Genomic DNA, 14231 nt, shown 5'->3' with positions numbered 1-14231 from the left:
TCGGGTGGACGACGCGAGGGAACCGTCCCGATCGGAGACATCTTTTCGGATCTGATTGTAGCCACAATTTTTATACTGATTCCGGCTGACCGATGACACGAATGGAAGACGAGCAAGGGGGAGTCGTGTCCGATCGCGCGACGTTCGCGCGAACGCTGGACGCACTCAAGCGGGAGGGGAGCAACGTTTTGCTCGTTGGCGCGGCGGCGGGTACACACGAGACGGCCTGTCAACAACTGCTCGGGGCAGCGAAACGCGATTCTCGGTACCGCCTGTTCGTCACGAGCGCGGACGACCACGTCGCCTGCGAACGGACCGAAACTGCCGCGGGCGAGCGGACACACACGATCGATTCGAGCGCAGTACTCGAGGCGGGAGCGAACACCCGAACGGAGAGCGGGCAGCCACCGCTGGGAACGCTCGGAATCGAAATCATCGAGACGATCGACGAGTTCGCCGATGCCGCCGACGGCCTCGAGCCGTCGGAGCTTCGCGTCTGTGTCGACTCGATGGTTCCCCTGCTCCGAGCGTACGATGCCGAGACGGTGTTTCGTCTGCTCCACGTGATGACGGCCCGCGTCACACGGGCGTGTGGAATGGGCCACTATCACCTGCCGCTCGCGGCCGATCACGACGCCGTCAATCTCCTCGAGCCGATGTTCGATGCCGTCGTCACGGTTCGGTCCCGGAACGGGACCGACGAACAGCGGTGGCACCTCCGGGACGCGGATACGACCACCGACTGGATCGAACTCTAACACGTTCAGGGCCGATCGGATCGCGGAAACCGAGTCGATGACGGCCGATCCAAGCGTTTTTACTCACCCCGTTCCCCTGCACTGGTGTGCGAATCGAGAACAGTTTCATTCCCGTCCGCGGCGTTGGGGAAACCACCGAACGACGCCTGTGGGAGAACGGCATTACGCACTGGGACGAGTTCGACGGCAGCGTCGTCGGGTCGACGCTGGCCGACCGTATCGAGGACTTCATCGACGAGGGCTGGACCCATCTCGAGCGCGGCGACGTCTCCGTTTTCGCGGACGCGTTACCCGCCTCGAGCCGCTGGCGGTGTTACGAGAACGTCAGCGACGAAACGTGCTTTCTGGACATCGAGACGACCGGACTCGACGCCGCGTCGAACGACGTGACGACCGTAAGCCTGCATCGTACCGGCGAAACGAAGACCTTCGTCAAGGGGCGCGATCTCACGGCGGCGCGCCTCGAGCGCGAACTCGCCGAGTCGGCGCTGCTCGTCACGTTCAACGGCCAGCGCTTCGACGTCCCCTTCCTGGAGACGTGTTTCGACGTCGACGTCGATCTCCCACACGTCGACCTCATGTACCCCTGCAAGAAACTGGGGCTCGACGGGGGCCTAAAAGCGATCGAGAAAGACCTCGGTATCGACCGCGACATGCCAGACATCAGCGGGCGGGACGCGGTACGTCTCTGGCACGAGTACGAACGCGGGGACGAGCGCTCCCTCGAGACGCTCGTCGAGTACAATCGGGCGGACACGCGCAACATGGAACCGTTGATGGAGATCGTCGCGGACCGACTCCACGAGAACGTGTTCGAAGCGGCCACGAGGGGCGACTGAGCGGCCCGGGACCGGTCGTTCAGAGCGCCCCGACCGGCCCGAGAGTTCGCTGCGTCTCGGTCATCGACCGAGACTGCTGTCCGCACCCGTCCGCGGACGACGACGGCCGCGAGATCGTCGACGGTCGGCTTCGCGACAGCGAGCTGCGGGACGTCGACGACGCAATCGACGCGACCGCCCTCAAGCAGGTGCTGGAGGCCGCTGGTGGTCGTTGAAACGATGGCCGCACTGTCGCTGCTGGCCGGCCTCGGTGTTGCCGCCGGTCCGCGAGCGGGCGTTCACTGCCGTTCAACGACACTGATGCGCCGAGGATGGCCGCGATATTTCGTCGATCGAGACCGAGTACGAGAGCCGCGCCGACGGGGAACGCGGCGACGGTACGGGCCGCCCCGTTGCTCGCCGGTCCGGAAACGGACGGGGTTCGATCGGCTCCCGCGGCGTGGCGAACGCGAATCGACCGACGGCAGGCGTCTTACTCGGGACCGGAGACATCGACCTCCCCGTCGCTCGTGACGACGACATCGTAGCCACAGAACGGGAACTCGACGCGACCAGTCGGTCGCTGGTGACCGTTCGCTCGAGTCTCGAAGAGCGAGTCGAGTGCTTCGGGGTTGATGCTCTCGTAGAGGGCATCGTATTCCGGCGGCTCGAGATCGACGGGATCGACGCCTTCCTGTTCGGCGATCGCAGCGATTACGTTGAAGCTGATAGACTGCCCATCTGCTGATTCCGACCGATCGGCTGAGAGTAGCATTGGCCGGACTCTTTCTTTGATCCAGTATAAATCCTCTGGCCCCAATCCGAGCTTGGACGCCACTTATGAGCATTGGACACCAAATATATACATCAGAGTATTTATTTTACATAGATTTTTCTATGATCTTATTTCATTCACGAAATCAAAAACTGTTCAAGGATAGACAGTCGAGGCGAAACGAGCGGTTGTGTCCGAAGCGAACGGGAATTCGCGGTAATCGGGGGCCGATTGACGAATGGGGGCACATGTTCGGGACGAGCTACTGGGGAATCCGGGCCGTTGCTCGACGTACAATGAATCCGTTTTCGGGCGGACGTTCGACGGCGGCGGGCGACGGCGAGGGTGGCTTCGACCAGTTGACGGCGTTCGAACCCGCACACATCCCGGAGCCAGGGTCGTTCCTCGAGGGGCACGACGTCCTCGAGGGTGACGATCACGTCGCCTTCCACGAGGTTACCCAGGAGCTGTTCGAGGAACGGGGCGTCTACGACGCGACGTTCGGCTACAACCTGGCGCGGCTCAATCTCGATCGTCGCCATCCCGACGCGGGATACCGGTATGCGGTCGACGCCGACGATCCGACCGTGCTCCGGGCGGAGTTCAGTCCGACGACGGAGTTCTGTCCGCAGGCCGACGCGCTCGTCAAGGGATCGTTTCGGGCGTGGAACGGCCTGAGCGATCGCCACGAGTACGAACTCGTCCGCGTCCGCGTTCGGTCGACCCACCACCAGTCCGAGCACCTCAACGAGACGCTCGAGCGACTCGAGAGCCAGTACCGCGAGTCCGGCGAGGTACCGAGCGAGCCGGCCGGCAGCGGGCCGGGGGCTGCCGGGCAGGAGGGCGACGAAACGACCGTGCACTCCCCGTTCTGATCGATGGCGACTGGGCCCGGAAACGCGACCGCAACCGTCACGCGCTGGTCGCGCGCGTTCGTCGCGGTCGGCGTCGGCTTCTTCCTCGCGTGGCAGGTCGCCGTCGCGACGGGCCTGTCGCGAGCGGCGACCGTTCCCCTCGGCGTGTTCGGGTTCGTCCTCCACGTCGTCTTCGGGAAGGCGTACACGCTCGTCCCGTCGTACTTCGCGCGTGAACTGGCCGTTCCGCGCGCACCGGCGGTCCACCTTCCGTTTGCACTGGTCGGAACGATCGGTGCGTTCGCGGCCGGTGTGGGACTCGGACCGCCGATACTCGGGGCCGCGAGTGCGACGAGTTGGCTCGTCGGCTGCCTCGTCTTCGTCGCCGTCCTCGGTTGGACCGTCCGGGATAATCCGGCGGGGCGAGAAACCGGCACGGGCGCGACCGAGACCCACCGCAAACGAGTCGATCGAATCGCGAACGCCGCCCTTCCCGTCGTGTTCGCGTACCTGCTCGTCGGCGCGTCGCTGTCGATTGCGGGCGAACTCGGCCTCGAGCCGCCGGGACTTCCGACGACCGGGCCGGCGGTGACCCACGTGTTCGCGGCCGGAACGGCCGCACTGCTCGTGTTCGCGATCGGGTTTCGGCTGTTACCGCGGCTGTTGGTCGCCTCGGTGAACCCCCTGCTGGTTTCCCTCGTCGTCGGTGCCGGAATCGTCGGTCCCGCACTGCTCGCGGTCGACTTCCGTAGCGGATCGCTGTTTCGCGTCGGTGCCGGGCTCCAGGCGACCGCGCTCGTCGGCTTCGGGGTCGCCGTCGTCGGATTCCATCGGCAAACCGATCGCCGACGCGTCGGCGGCTGGGCGATACTCGCCGGGGCGGCCTCCGGGCTCCTGGTCGCGGCGCTCGGCCTGACGTTCGCGTTCCTGCCCGCCTCGAGCGTTCCCGCGACTGCGTTCGACGCCCACTACCGGCTGGCCGTCGGTGGCTTCCTCGCGCTGACGATCGTCGGCGTCACCTACCACTTCTATCCACCTGCCGTCGCCTCCGTCCCCGGTATCGGAGACCGAACTGCGAGGGCGTCGGTCGTCGCGCTCGTCGCCGGCCTGGGATCCGCCGTCGTCGGATCGCTCAGTGCAGTTCCACCCCTCGTCGGGACGGGACGGTGGCTCTCGGTGCTCGGTGCGACCCTCTATGCCGGCGTCCTCTGGACGATCTTTCTCGAGCGTGCGAGATGACGACGCGGGCTATGACTCCGCCCGTGTCGAGCCAGCGGACGGCCGGCGTCGCGGTGATCCCGTGGACGACGAGGGAGACGAGGACGACCGCTCCGACGATGGCCCAGAGCACGTCCGCGTCGGGGAACGCGGCCTCGTTGCGTCCGTGTGCGAGGTAGCAGAACGAGCCGATCGACTCCCAGCGCTACGACCAGCGGTGACGCCTCCCCCGATAAGCAGGTGAGAGACAGGCTCGAGCCCGCGGTTACTGCTCGGGCGAGACGTCGACGTCTGGCTCTCCACTACCCGCAGGGGGCGTCTCCTCGCTCGACTCGAGTGCGCTCACGAGTACGCCGCCGATCCCGTCGGGCCCGTGGCGGTGGATCGTCAGCAGGGTGTTCGCGATGAACAGCGCGATCCCGACCGTCGCGAGGACGTGACTCGCGGTGACCACGGCGGCGGGAGCCCCGATCAGCGGTGCCACCGAGAGGCCGGCGAACCCGGCGAGCGTCGCCCAGAAATCCGCCCGCTCGAGCCGGTCGTCGTAGAGGTCGTCGATCATCGGGACCTGTTCGAACCCGAGCCGATCGCTGTAGCGCTCGATCCAGATGATAAAGGGGACGATGTGGTAGAGCGAGCCGATGACGACGAAGCCGAACACGCCGAGCAACAACAGCGCCTGTGCGTCGGGATGGCCGAACAGCGATTCGTACGTGAGCGGGTCGGCCCACCACGTCGGTGCGGCGAGGACGACCCACGTGACCAGCGCCGCGACGACGACCCAGTAGCGAACGAGCATGGGGGACCGTTCGACGGTCGCCCCGGCCAGTAGCCGCCCGATCACGACCGCGAACGCCGCGAGTCCGAGGAGGAAGGCGATCCCGCCGGCCCGCGCCAGCGGCTCGACGGTCAGGCCTCGGCCGAGTGCGAGCGCGACGAGCCCGGCGGGGAAACAGAGTTGCTCGAGGGCGAGCAACCGGTCGCTGTGCCGGTCGGGCTCCGCCTGGGTGAACATCTTCCCGAGCTGGAAGAGCGCCCCGACGACCGTCGCGAACACGGCACCGAACAGCGCGAGCGTCGCGTGAGCGAGGTGGAGGTCGAACCGGGACACCGGCAGCGACTCGAACACCGGCGTCGTGAAGTCGATCGCCAGCAGGAGCCCGAACGGTGCGACGAGGGCGAAACACGCGAGCGCGAGCGCGAAGTGTCGCTCCGTGAAGCCGAACGGGCGTGCGCGTGCGAGGGTTCGTCCGACGTTGTAGACGAAGAGCCAGATCCCGGTGAGCATGAGCGTAGCGCCGACCGGGAGCCACTCGAGCGCGCCGGCGAGTAACGCTGCCCCGAAGCCGGCCAGTCCGACGGTGACGAGCCACAGTTGTGCGACTGCCACCCGTCGCGAGTATATCGTCACGCCCGACCAGACGGGGACGAACTGGGTCATCGCACCCATGATCGTCACCGCAATCCAGCCCACGAGCAACACGTGGAGGTGTGCCAGCCCCGGGCGTCCGGGGAGCGTCGTTACGGCCATCACGGTCCCGCCACCGATTCCGACGGCGAGAAATCCCAGCGCGAGGAGGAAGTGCCGCAACGGGATCACCATCGGCGGCTGCTGGTCGGTCCGTAACCCGCCAGGTATTCCGTTCATGGTTCGAGGTTTGGCCCGGACGGCCCTCCCGTTCTTCCCGAACACGTTCGGAACGGAGTGTTTGCACGCTCGTCCCGTACCACCGATCGACCCATGGGAACCGATCAAGCCGCGACCGCCGACCGACGAGCAGCCACAACGGGCGAGCGAGGACTCGACGCGACGACCGTTACCGTCCGGTGTACCGGCCACGTCCGCACCGCCGTCGGCAGTCACGAACTCGAGTTCACCTTCGAGGGCACCCGCCTCCGGGACTTCCTCGAGGCCTTCTTCGAGGAGTACGACCTTGAGGACATGCTCATCGCCGAAACCGAAGCCGACGCGACCCACAGCGGCTGGGCACCGGTGCCCGACGACCTGCCCGGCACCTGGCGCAAGAATCCGGAAGGCGACCAGACCCGACCCTACGCTCGAGTCTGTGTCAACGGCCGCTTCAACGAACACCTCGGCGGATTCGAGACGGAGCTCACGGACGACGACCGTGTCGCGCTGATCTACCCGTTCATGTTCTGTTGTTGAGGCTGCCTCGGCCATCGGCGGCGACTGGCGGGAGCGGCGACGGCCAGTAGAGCGAACATATTCGTATCAGGCCTTAGGCCCGTCCGAGGCCGAGGACCGAGTATGAGTCACGACGCCGCCAGCGGCGAACCCGCCACGCGCAGCGAGCACGACGCATCGTGGTCGGCGAACCTCGAGGGGCCCGAACACGCGATGGATCGGGACCTGATCGTCGAGCAGTCGAAAGACGCGGTCGCGGAGACGGTCGCCGGCTACCACGTCAACCTCGTCACCCACGGCGAGCACGGCCATCCCGAGACGTATCTCTGGGACGAACTCGAGGCCGCCTTCGACGGGATTCGCCTCGAGTACGTCGATCGATGTGGCTGTGGCGGGCACGTGACTCGCGTCCACGTCGGCGAGGAGTGAGCGCGGCGACCGCGCCCCGAGCGAATCGACCGGCAGCACCCGCTTCCTTGCGATCGTCAGGCTGAGGGCTATGTGACCCGGGTCGTTAGCACCGACGATGACCGCTCGAACGCAGCCGTTCGACGATCCAGTCACCTGCCGCGTGTGTGGCACGGAGAACGAGCACAGCTACACCTACTGCCGCCACTGTCTCGGCCAACTTCCCGCGAGACCCGATTCCCGCCGCTGAGGGGTCGACGAGTCGAGACCCGACGCCCCGGAGTCGTCCGCTCGAGAGTCGCCAGCGGCTCCGAGTCAGTCCGCGGCACCGCCGACGACCGACCCGCCTCCCTCGCCGTACACCTCGGCCTCGTCGAGGTAACACTGCGGATCGGGCTCGAAGAGGTCGCCCGTCGACGCCAGCGCACGCAGCCGCGAGGCACCGCGACAGATCGACTGGTACTGACACTCCCCGCACTTCCCTTTCAGGTGCTCCTCGCGGTTTCGCAACGCCTCGAGCAACGGGTTCGACTCGTCCTCCCAGATCTCGCCGAAGGGCCGGTCGCGGACGTTGCCGAGGCTGTATCCCTGCCAGAACTGCGTGAGGTGGACGTTCCCCTGGTAGTCGACGTCGGCGACCCGCTCGCCCGTCGGGTCGCCACCGTTTCGCTCGAGATGGGTATAGACCGCTTGCGCCTTCTCCTCGCCGAAGTTCTCCCGGGCGTACTCGACGAGGAACGCGGCGTCGGCGTAATTGCCCACGAGCAGGGTCTCGATCTCCTCTCCCTGCGAGTGGTACTCGAGCGTGAGATCGGCGACCTGCTCGATCGCCTCGCGTTTTGCGTGGGGCGAGAGGTCGGCGTCGACGATCTCGGCTCCCCGACCGCCGTAATCGAGGTGGTAGAAACAGAACCGATCGAGCCCCTTGTCGACGAGCAGGTCGACGACCCCCTCGAGGTCGGGCGCGTTGGCCTCGGTGATCGTGTAGCGCAGGCCGGTTTTGAGCCCGGCCTCGAGGCAGTTCTCGATGCCGCGGACGGCGGCGTCGAACGCGCCGTCTTCGCCCCGAAAACGGTCGTTCCGCTCGGGGAGGCCGTCGACGGAGATGCCGGCGTACTGGAGTCCGGCGTCCCGCAACGCCGCGGCCTTCTCGGGAGTGAGCAGGGTGCCGTTCGAGGACAGCACCGGGCGGAGTCCACGGTCGGCCGCGTAGGAGACGAGTTCGACCAGATCGTCGCGGACGAGCGGTTCGCCCCCCGAAAAGAGGACGACGGGCGCGCCGTAGTCGGCGAGTTGATCGAGAAACGACTTGGCTTCGGCGGTCGTGAACTCGCCGGTCGCGGGTTCGGTCTCGGCGCCGGCATAGCAGTGCGAACAGTAGAGGTTACACCGGCGGGTCGTGTTCCAGACGACGACCGGCCGCTGCTGTTTCTCCTCGGTAATCTGTGGTTTTTCGGACCCCTCGGCCGCGTCGTAGCGCAGGCCATCGCCCTCGGCGTCGAGGTCACAGAGGAGTTTGCTGATCGAGATCACAGACTGTTCACCTCCGAGGCACCGGCGGTCTCCTTGTAGACGCGGGGTTCCTCGTCCTCTCCGTCGCTATCGTCGTCGCCAGCACGTTCGTCCGGCCGCTCTTCGGCCGTCTCCGCGAGACCGCGCGTCGAGTACCGCTCGACTGCGTCGGCCGGGCAGAGCCAGACGTCGGCGGCGTACCAGCCAAACAGCCGCGACGCGTGTTCGTGTGCCGCCGTTGCGCTCGCGGCGGCGACGCTTCCGACGTGGCGCATCGGGTCACCCTCCTCGTTGCGGATGAAGACTTCCCACTGCCGGGTCGGGTTCCCTCGCTCGTCGCTCTCGACTGCTGACCGACGTGCTTTCTCGACCATACCGACACCTACGAGACGATACCGAAGGTAGTTGTGCGATCTCCCAGCGAGCGGGAATACCCCGCCCGGCGGTCGAACATCTTCCCGTCTTCCCGTCCGGCGGGAACAGTGAGGGCGTTTTCGGCCCTCCGAACCCCAGCCTCCCCTATGCCCCCCGGAACTCTCGACACGTCCAAGCGACCGTTCGTCCTCATCTGGGAACTCACCCAGGCTTGCGGACTCGCCTGCGATCACTGTCGGGCCGACGCCAAGCCCCAGCGCCACCCCGACGAACTCTCGACGGCGGAGGGGAAAGCCCTGCTCGAGGGAGCCGCCGAGTTCGGCGACGGCCAACTGGTCGTCCTCTCGGGTGGCGACCCGCTCGTCCGGGACGACGTCGAGGAACTGATCACCTACGGCGACGACCTCGGCCTGCGGATGACGATCACGCCCAGCGGAACGGGGTCGCTGACCGCCGACCGCATCGAGTCGATGGCCGACGCGGGGCTCAAACGGATGGCCGTCAGTCTCGACGGCGCCTCGCCGGCGTCTCACGACGCGTTCCGCGGCGAGGACGGGAGTTTCGAGGAGACGATCCGCGCCGTCGAGGACGCTCGAGCGGCCGGTCTCCCGGTCCAGGTCAACACGACGGTCTGTCGGCAAACGGTCGAGGAACTCCCCGCGATCCGCGACCTGCTGACCGAGATCGGGGCCGTGATGTGGAGCGTCTTCTTCCTCGTCCCCGTCGGTCGGGGTCGGGTTCTCGAGCCGGTCGATCCCGAGCGGGCCGACGCGGTGATGGAGTGGTTGGCCGAGGTCAGCGAGACGGAGCCCTTCGGCGTCAAGACGACCGAGGCCCCGCAGTATCGGCGCGTATCAATGCAACGACGGGCCGAGCGGGCCGAGCGGGCCGGGGACGAACCGGATCCCGGCGTCAAACGCCGGACCGGAATCGTCGCGGGCGACGGCTTCGCGTTCGTCAGTCACACGGGAGAGGTGTTCCCGTCGGGGTTCCTCCCGGAGTCGGCCGGTAACGTCCGCGATCGGCCCGTCACGGATCTCTACCGCGACTCGTCGCTGTTCCAGTCGCTACGCGACCGCGATCGGCTTTCGGGCAAGTGTGGCGCCTGTCCCTACCGCAACGTCTGTGGCGGCAGTCGCTCGCGCGCGTTCGCCCACACCGGCGACCCGCTGGCGAGCGACCCGCTCTGTCCGTTCGTTCCCGAGGGCTACGACGGACCGCTGCCCTGGGACGACGCCGACGGCGAGACGCGTGGCGTCTCGAGCGGTGACTGACTGCCGACTGTGACTCCATCCGGGACCGACTCGAGTCCGGACGAGCGGATCGCTCGCGGGTTCATGCGGAGAGAAACGGGGTGACGGCGTCCGAACCTGGCTGGCAGATCCACGACTATCACTGGGGACGACCCCGTCGATCGCACAGGCTCGACGCCGTCGACGATAGCTCGGCGGAACCGGTACATCGGAATCGTTCGCGGTCGAGTGCACGCACCACCGGAGCAGGTATGGGTGGATGGTCGACGCATACCATGCCGGGGAGCAGCCGTCGTGTCCTGACGATCGGTCACAGGGTCTCGGATCGGCGGCGCGTGCGATCGATCGATGGGAGACGATCGACTTCGGGATTCCCCCGAATCCGTTCGCAACGAAGCCGAGCCGTACGCTCGCGTTACTCGAGGACGACCAGCACGTCGCCCATGTCGACGCTGTCGCCTTCCTCGATGGCAATCTGCGTGACGGTGCCGCCCCGGGAGGCGACGATGTCGTTTTCCATCTTCATCGCCTCGAGGACGACCAGCACGTCGCCGGCGGCGACCTCGTCTCCTTCCTCGACTTCGATGTCGAGGATCGTCCCCTGCATTTCGGCGTCGACGGTCTCGCCGTCACCCTCGAGTTCCGCGCCCCCGCCGTCCTCGTTCGAACCGCCTGCCGGCTCCGGACGGCTGGCCGTCGCGCCCCCGGCGTCGACGTCGCCGGCCGGAATCGCGGGCGCGCCGTGTTCCTCGAGTTCGACCTCGAAGCGCTTGCCGTTGACCTCGACGGTGAACTCGCGTTCGACGGCCTCGTCGTCGTCGCCCGCACCGCCGTCACCGGTGTCGCCGCCCCACTGCTCTTGGGCTTCCTCGATTCGACTCTCGTCTAACTCCTCGTCCAAGTACTTCGTCGTATGCGTGCTCTGGACGAACTCCTCGTCGGTCAGCATCAGCCGGTGGAACGGGATGATCGTCGGGATGCCCGCGATGTCGTACTCGCGGAGCGCGCGCAGCGAGCGCTCGATACACTCGTCGCGGTCCTCGCCCCAGACGACGAGCTTTGCGATCATCGAGTCGTAGTCCGTGACGAGTTCGTCGCCCTGCCGGAGCGCGTCGTCCATGCGGACCCCGACCCCGCCCGGCGGGTCGTAGGTCTCGAGGGTACCGCCGGTTGCGGGCGCGAAGTCGTTGGCCGCGTTCTCGGCGTTGATCCGGAACTCCATCGCGTGGCCGTCGATGTCGACGTCGTCTTGCTCGAAGTCGATCTCCTCGCCGGCAGCGACCTTGATCTGGCGTTTGACGATATCGATACCGGTAATCTCCTCGGTGACCGTGTGCTCGACCTGAATCCGCGTGTTGACCTCGAGGAAGAAGAAGTTCGTGTCGGGGCCCAGCGGGCCCTCGCGGCCGGGGTCTTCCTCGACGAGGAACTCGACGGTGCCGGCGTTGGTGTAGTCGGCGGCGGCGACCCCGCGGCGGGCGGCCTCGCCGATCTTCTCGCGGAGTTCGTCGGTCAGGGCTGCGGAGGGCCCTTCCTCGATGACCTTCTGGTGGCGCCGTTGGAGCGAACAGTCACGCTCACCGAGGTGGCGGACGTTACCGTGTTCGTCGGCGACGATCTGGACCTCGATGTGACGCGGTTGCTCGAGGTAGCGCTCGAGGTAGACCGAATCGTTGTCGAAGTAGGCCTCTCCCTCGCGTTTGGCGCTCTCGAGTTGGTCTTCGACCTCGCTTTCGTCCCAGACGACCTTCATGCCCCGGCCGCCACCGCCACCTTCGGCCTTGATGGCGATCGGGTAGCCGTGTTCCTCACCGAACGTTTTGACCGCTTCGGGGTCGGTAACGGGGTCCGTCGTCCCGGGAACGATCGGGACATCCGCCTCGCTCATGATCGTCCGGGCTTTGGTCTTCTCGCCGAGCGATTCCATCGCCGAACTGGACGGACCGATCCAGGTAATTCCCTCGGCCGCCTCGACTTTACCCGCGAACTCGGCGTTCTCGGCGAGGAAACCGTAGCCGGGGTGGATGGCGTCGGCATCGGCCTTGCGGGCAGCCTCGATGACCGCTTCGTGATCGAGGTAGGAGTCGGCCGCACGAGCGGGCCCCACGTTGTACGCCTCGTCGGCGTAGCGGACGTGGCCCGAGTCCTTGTCGGCCTCGGAGTAGACGGCGACGGTCCCGATATTCAACTCTTCACACGCCCGCATGACGCGGACGGCGATCTCCCCGCGGTTTGCCACAAGAACCTTCCTGAACATTCCTGTGGAAAACGTCGGTAGGCCCCCACCTTACTTTTTCGCAACGGGTTCGACAACGCGACAGCTCTCGACCGTTGACGAACATCCTCCCACGAACCGAACGGAACGCCCTCCATGGTAGTTATGGGCAAGCGTTATCCGATCTGAGAACCTCATACACACGATGTACGAGTTCATACGCAGCCCGCTGCAGGCCCAATCCGTGCTCGAGGATCCCCTCTTGATCGTCGGGCTCGTCGGACTCCTGCTCGTCGTGATCACGGTCTGGCAGATGGTCGAGATCGTCGACGCCTACGACAGAGCGGCGCTGACGGTCTTCGGGGAGTACCGCAAACTGCTCGAGCCGGGGTTGAACATCGTCCCGCCGTTCGTCTCACGGATATACACGTTCGACATGCGAACGCAGACGCTGGACGTCCCCCGGCAGGAAGCGATCACGCGCGACAACTCGCCGGTGACGGCCGACGCCGTCGTTTACATTCGCGTGATGAACGCCAAGCGCGCGTTCCTCGAGGTCGACGACTACCAGCGCGCCGTCTCGAATCTGGCACAGACGACCCTGCGTGCCGTGATCGGCGACATGGAACTCGACGATACGCTGAGCCGACGTGAGATGATCAACGAACGAATCCGCACCGAACTCGACGAACCCACCGACGAGTGGGGGATTCGCGTCGAATCGGTCGAGGTCCGCGAGGTCACGCCCTCCCAGGGCGTCAAGGGTGCGATGGAGGAACAGACCTCCGCCGAGCGCCGCCGCCGCGCGATGATCCTCGAGGCACAGGGTGAACGCCGCAGCGCCGTCGAGAAGGCCGAGGGTGACAAGCAGTCGAACATCATCCGCGCCCAGGGTGAAAAGCAAAGCCAGATCCTCGAGTCCCAGGGTGACGCGATTTCGACCGTCCTGCGTGCCCGTTCGGCCGAATCGATGGGCGAACGCGCCGTCATCGACAAGGGGATGGAGACGCTCGCCGAGATCGGCCAGGGCGAATCGACGACGTTCGTCATGCCCCAGGAACTCACCTCGCTGGTCGGTCGCTACGGCAAGCACCTCTCGGGCAGCGACGTGAAAGGCAACGGGGCGGAGCTCGACAGCCTCGAGTTCGACGACGAGACCCGCGAACTGATCGGATTAGACGACATCGCCGACATCATCGGCGAAATCGACGAGCAGGCCGAGATGGACGTCGAAGCGATGGAAGAGCAGGCTCGCGCGATCAAGGAAGGGCAGGACGTGGGAATGGAAGCGGAGAACCCGATCACGATGTCGGAGACCGACGACGAACCCGACGCAGAGTAGCGAGCCCCGAACCGACGGTCAGTCTACCGTGCTCGCAGGTACCCGGTTTTCGACCGTCTCGCGGCCCTCCTCGAGCGATATCCGTTCGGTCGATCGGACGGCCGCGAACTCCTGTGTGGACTGGGCGCTCTCGCTCGAGTCGCCTGCCGTGGACTGCGAGCCGTCGTCTGTAAAATTCTCGACGGAGCGAACACGTCGTCCGCGCCCGTCGTCAGAACTGTTTCGTCCGTCCTGCGGCCGACCACGGGTCGGTCGGGGCACCACGCGGAACCCGGACGGTCCGGTGTTGCTGTGCGCGAACCCGACCGGCGAACGACCAGCGCTCGTCGTCCCACGTCACCTCACCCTCGGCCGCCGCTGCGGCGGCCGCGAGCGCGTGATCGTGGAGGTGAGCGCCGATAGCGGCAACGATCGCTGCGGCCTCCTCGTCGTCCGCGTCGTCCGGCATATCGAGGTCGACGTCCCCGGGCAGCGCCGCCTCGAGTCCGGGCGACGCGGTCTCGGCCTCGTCCGTCGACGCCGTCGTACCGTCCGCGGAGGTCTGTTGTGATGGCATC

At 66.4% G+C, this 14231-nt stretch carries 15 protein-coding genes and 1 pseudogene; 9 read left to right on the top strand and 7 right to left on the bottom strand.

Translation table 11 applies throughout. The features are described 5' to 3' along the window. The first annotated feature begins 101 nt into the window (after nt 1-101). Both CP557_RS04155 and CP557_RS04150 read left to right on the top strand, forming a co-directional pair. On the top strand, nt 102-758 hold the full coding sequence (locus CP557_RS04155) for a DUF7504 family protein (protein WP_097378742.1): 657 nt from the start codon (nt 102-104) through the stop codon (nt 756-758). Between the two features lie 86 nt (nt 759-844). Then, nucleotides 845-1597 carry a ribonuclease H-like domain-containing protein gene (locus CP557_RS04150; RefSeq protein ID WP_097378741.1) on the top strand — a complete coding sequence of 251 codons (753 nt, stop codon included), beginning with the start codon at nt 845-847 and terminating at the stop codon, nt 1595-1597. Between the two features lie 472 nt (nt 1598-2069). Here the strand turns inward: CP557_RS04150 and CP557_RS04145 are convergent, their stop codons facing one another. Beyond that, nucleotides 2070-2351, bottom strand: a complete 282-nt coding sequence (locus CP557_RS04145) for a HalOD1 output domain-containing protein (RefSeq protein WP_097378740.1) — start codon at nt 2349-2351, stop codon at nt 2070-2072. A 248-nt stretch (nt 2352-2599) separates the two neighbouring features. On the opposite strand from CP557_RS04145, the gene CP557_RS04140 reads away from it, so the two are divergent. Continuing rightward, nucleotides 2600-3226, top strand: coding sequence for a hypothetical protein (locus CP557_RS04140; RefSeq protein ID WP_097378739.1), 627 nt, complete (start codon nt 2600-2602; stop codon nt 3224-3226). Between the two features lie 3 nt (nt 3227-3229). Next, the gene (locus CP557_RS04135; protein WP_097378738.1) at nt 3230-4444 is read left to right on the top strand and encodes a hypothetical protein; all 1215 of its coding nucleotides are present in this window, start codon (nt 3230-3232) and stop codon (nt 4442-4444) included. Nucleotides 4445-4469: 25 nt separating this feature from the next. On the opposite strand, the pseudogene CP557_RS22905 reads toward CP557_RS04135, so the two are convergent. Together CP557_RS22905 and CP557_RS04125 are read right to left on the bottom strand one after the other, a co-directional pair. Continuing rightward, nucleotides 4470-4616 (bottom strand): annotated as a pseudogene (locus tag CP557_RS22905) (cation:proton antiporter); the annotation flags it as partial. A gap of 72 nt (nt 4617-4688) precedes the next feature. Beyond that, nucleotides 4689-6071 (bottom strand): heme-copper oxidase family protein, encoded by a 1383-nt coding sequence (locus tag CP557_RS04125; RefSeq protein ID WP_245852898.1) that lies wholly within the window; start codon nt 6069-6071, stop codon nt 4689-4691. Between the two features lie 93 nt (nt 6072-6164). Between CP557_RS04125 and CP557_RS04120 the strand changes: the two genes are divergently transcribed. The 3 genes from CP557_RS04120 to CP557_RS23240 all read left to right on the top strand — a co-directional run bounded on the left by CP557_RS04120 (nt 6165) and on the right by CP557_RS23240 (nt 7227). Continuing rightward, entirely contained in the window at nt 6165-6590 is a 426-nt protein-coding gene (locus tag CP557_RS04120; protein WP_097378736.1) for a MoaD/ThiS family protein, read from the top strand. 102 nt (nt 6591-6692) lie between these two features. Further along, nucleotides 6693-6998, top strand: a complete 306-nt coding sequence (locus tag CP557_RS04115) for a CGCGG family putative rSAM-modified RiPP protein (protein WP_097378735.1) — start codon at nt 6693-6695, stop codon at nt 6996-6998. 97 nt (nt 6999-7095) lie between these two features. Continuing rightward, nucleotides 7096-7227 carry a DUF7577 domain-containing protein gene (locus CP557_RS23240; protein WP_281255548.1) on the top strand — a complete coding sequence of 44 codons (132 nt, stop codon included), beginning with the start codon at nt 7096-7098 and terminating at the stop codon, nt 7225-7227. A 65-nt stretch (nt 7228-7292) separates the two neighbouring features. On the opposite strand, the gene CP557_RS04110 is transcribed toward CP557_RS23240, so the two are convergent. Together CP557_RS04110 and CP557_RS04105 are read right to left on the bottom strand one after the other, a co-directional pair. Then, entirely contained in the window at nt 7293-8510 is a 1218-nt protein-coding gene (locus CP557_RS04110; RefSeq protein WP_097378734.1) for a TIGR04347 family pseudo-SAM/SPASM protein, read from the bottom strand. Then, the gene (locus CP557_RS04105; RefSeq protein WP_097378733.1) at nt 8507-8863 is read right to left on the bottom strand and encodes an Htur_1727 family rSAM-partnered candidate RiPP; all 357 of its coding nucleotides are present in this window, start codon (nt 8861-8863) and stop codon (nt 8507-8509) included. The genes CP557_RS04110 and CP557_RS04105 overlap by 4 nt, the downstream gene beginning before the upstream one ends. 147 nt (nt 8864-9010) lie before the next feature. Here CP557_RS04105 and CP557_RS04100 point away from each other — a divergent pair, with 147 nt between their 5' ends. Continuing rightward, the gene (locus CP557_RS04100; protein WP_097378732.1) at nt 9011-10138 is read left to right on the top strand and encodes a TIGR04053 family radical SAM/SPASM domain-containing protein; all 1128 of its coding nucleotides are present in this window, start codon (nt 9011-9013) and stop codon (nt 10136-10138) included. Nucleotides 10139-10532: 394 nt separating this feature from the next. On the opposite strand, the gene CP557_RS04095 is transcribed toward CP557_RS04100, so the two are convergent. Beyond that, nucleotides 10533-12374: an acetyl-CoA carboxylase biotin carboxylase subunit gene (locus tag CP557_RS04095; protein WP_097378731.1), complete on the bottom strand. Its 1842-nt coding sequence runs from the start codon at nt 12372-12374 to the stop codon at nt 10533-10535. 163 nt (nt 12375-12537) lie between these two features. Here CP557_RS04095 and CP557_RS04090 point away from each other — a divergent pair, with 163 nt between their 5' ends. Then, on the top strand, nt 12538-13674 hold the full coding sequence (locus CP557_RS04090) for an SPFH domain-containing protein (protein WP_097378730.1): 1137 nt from the start codon (nt 12538-12540) through the stop codon (nt 13672-13674). A gap of 211 nt (nt 13675-13885) precedes the next feature. Here the strand turns inward: CP557_RS04090 and CP557_RS04085 are convergent, their stop codons facing one another. Beyond that, entirely contained in the window at nt 13886-14230 is a 345-nt protein-coding gene (locus CP557_RS04085; RefSeq protein WP_097378729.1) for a hypothetical protein, read from the bottom strand. Nucleotide 14231 lies beyond the last annotated feature (1 nt).

The sequence above is a fragment of the Natrinema ejinorense genome (assembly GCF_002494345.1).
GTDB classification, from domain to species: domain Archaea; phylum Halobacteriota; class Halobacteria; order Halobacteriales; family Natrialbaceae; genus Natrinema; species Natrinema longum.
The sequence above is the reverse complement of the archived record's forward strand: the minus strand, read 5'-3'. Positions and strand labels throughout refer to the sequence as shown.

Coding starts and splice junctions, on each gene's coding strand:
- CP557_RS23240 (WP_281255548.1), top strand. CDS start 7,096: ATGACCGCTCGAACGCAGCCGTTCGACGATCCAGTCACCTGCCGCGTG.
- CP557_RS04095 (WP_097378731.1), bottom strand. CDS start 12,374: ATGTTCAGGAAGGTTCTTGTGGCAAACCGCGGGGAGATCGCCGTCCGC.
- CP557_RS04100 (WP_097378732.1), top strand. CDS start 9,011: ATGCCCCCCGGAACTCTCGACACGTCCAAGCGACCGTTCGTCCTCATC.
- CP557_RS04115 (WP_097378735.1), top strand. CDS start 6,693: ATGAGTCACGACGCCGCCAGCGGCGAACCCGCCACGCGCAGCGAGCAC.
- CP557_RS04125 (WP_245852898.1), bottom strand. CDS start 6,071: ATGAACGGAATACCTGGCGGGTTACGGACCGACCAGCAGCCGCCGATG.
- CP557_RS04155 (WP_097378742.1), top strand. CDS start 102: ATGGAAGACGAGCAAGGGGGAGTCGTGTCCGATCGCGCGACGTTCGCG.
- CP557_RS04145 (WP_097378740.1), bottom strand. CDS start 2,351: ATGCTACTCTCAGCCGATCGGTCGGAATCAGCAGATGGGCAGTCTATC.
- CP557_RS04120 (WP_097378736.1), top strand. CDS start 6,165: ATGGGAACCGATCAAGCCGCGACCGCCGACCGACGAGCAGCCACAACG.
- CP557_RS04085 (WP_097378729.1), bottom strand. CDS start 14,230: ATGCCATCACAACAGACCTCCGCGGACGGTACGACGGCGTCGACGGAC.
- CP557_RS04090 (WP_097378730.1), top strand. CDS start 12,538: ATGTACGAGTTCATACGCAGCCCGCTGCAGGCCCAATCCGTGCTCGAG.
- CP557_RS04105 (WP_097378733.1), bottom strand. CDS start 8,863: ATGGTCGAGAAAGCACGTCGGTCAGCAGTCGAGAGCGACGAGCGAGGG.
- CP557_RS04135 (WP_097378738.1), top strand. CDS start 3,230: ATGGCGACTGGGCCCGGAAACGCGACCGCAACCGTCACGCGCTGGTCG.
- CP557_RS04140 (WP_097378739.1), top strand. CDS start 2,600: ATGTTCGGGACGAGCTACTGGGGAATCCGGGCCGTTGCTCGACGTACA.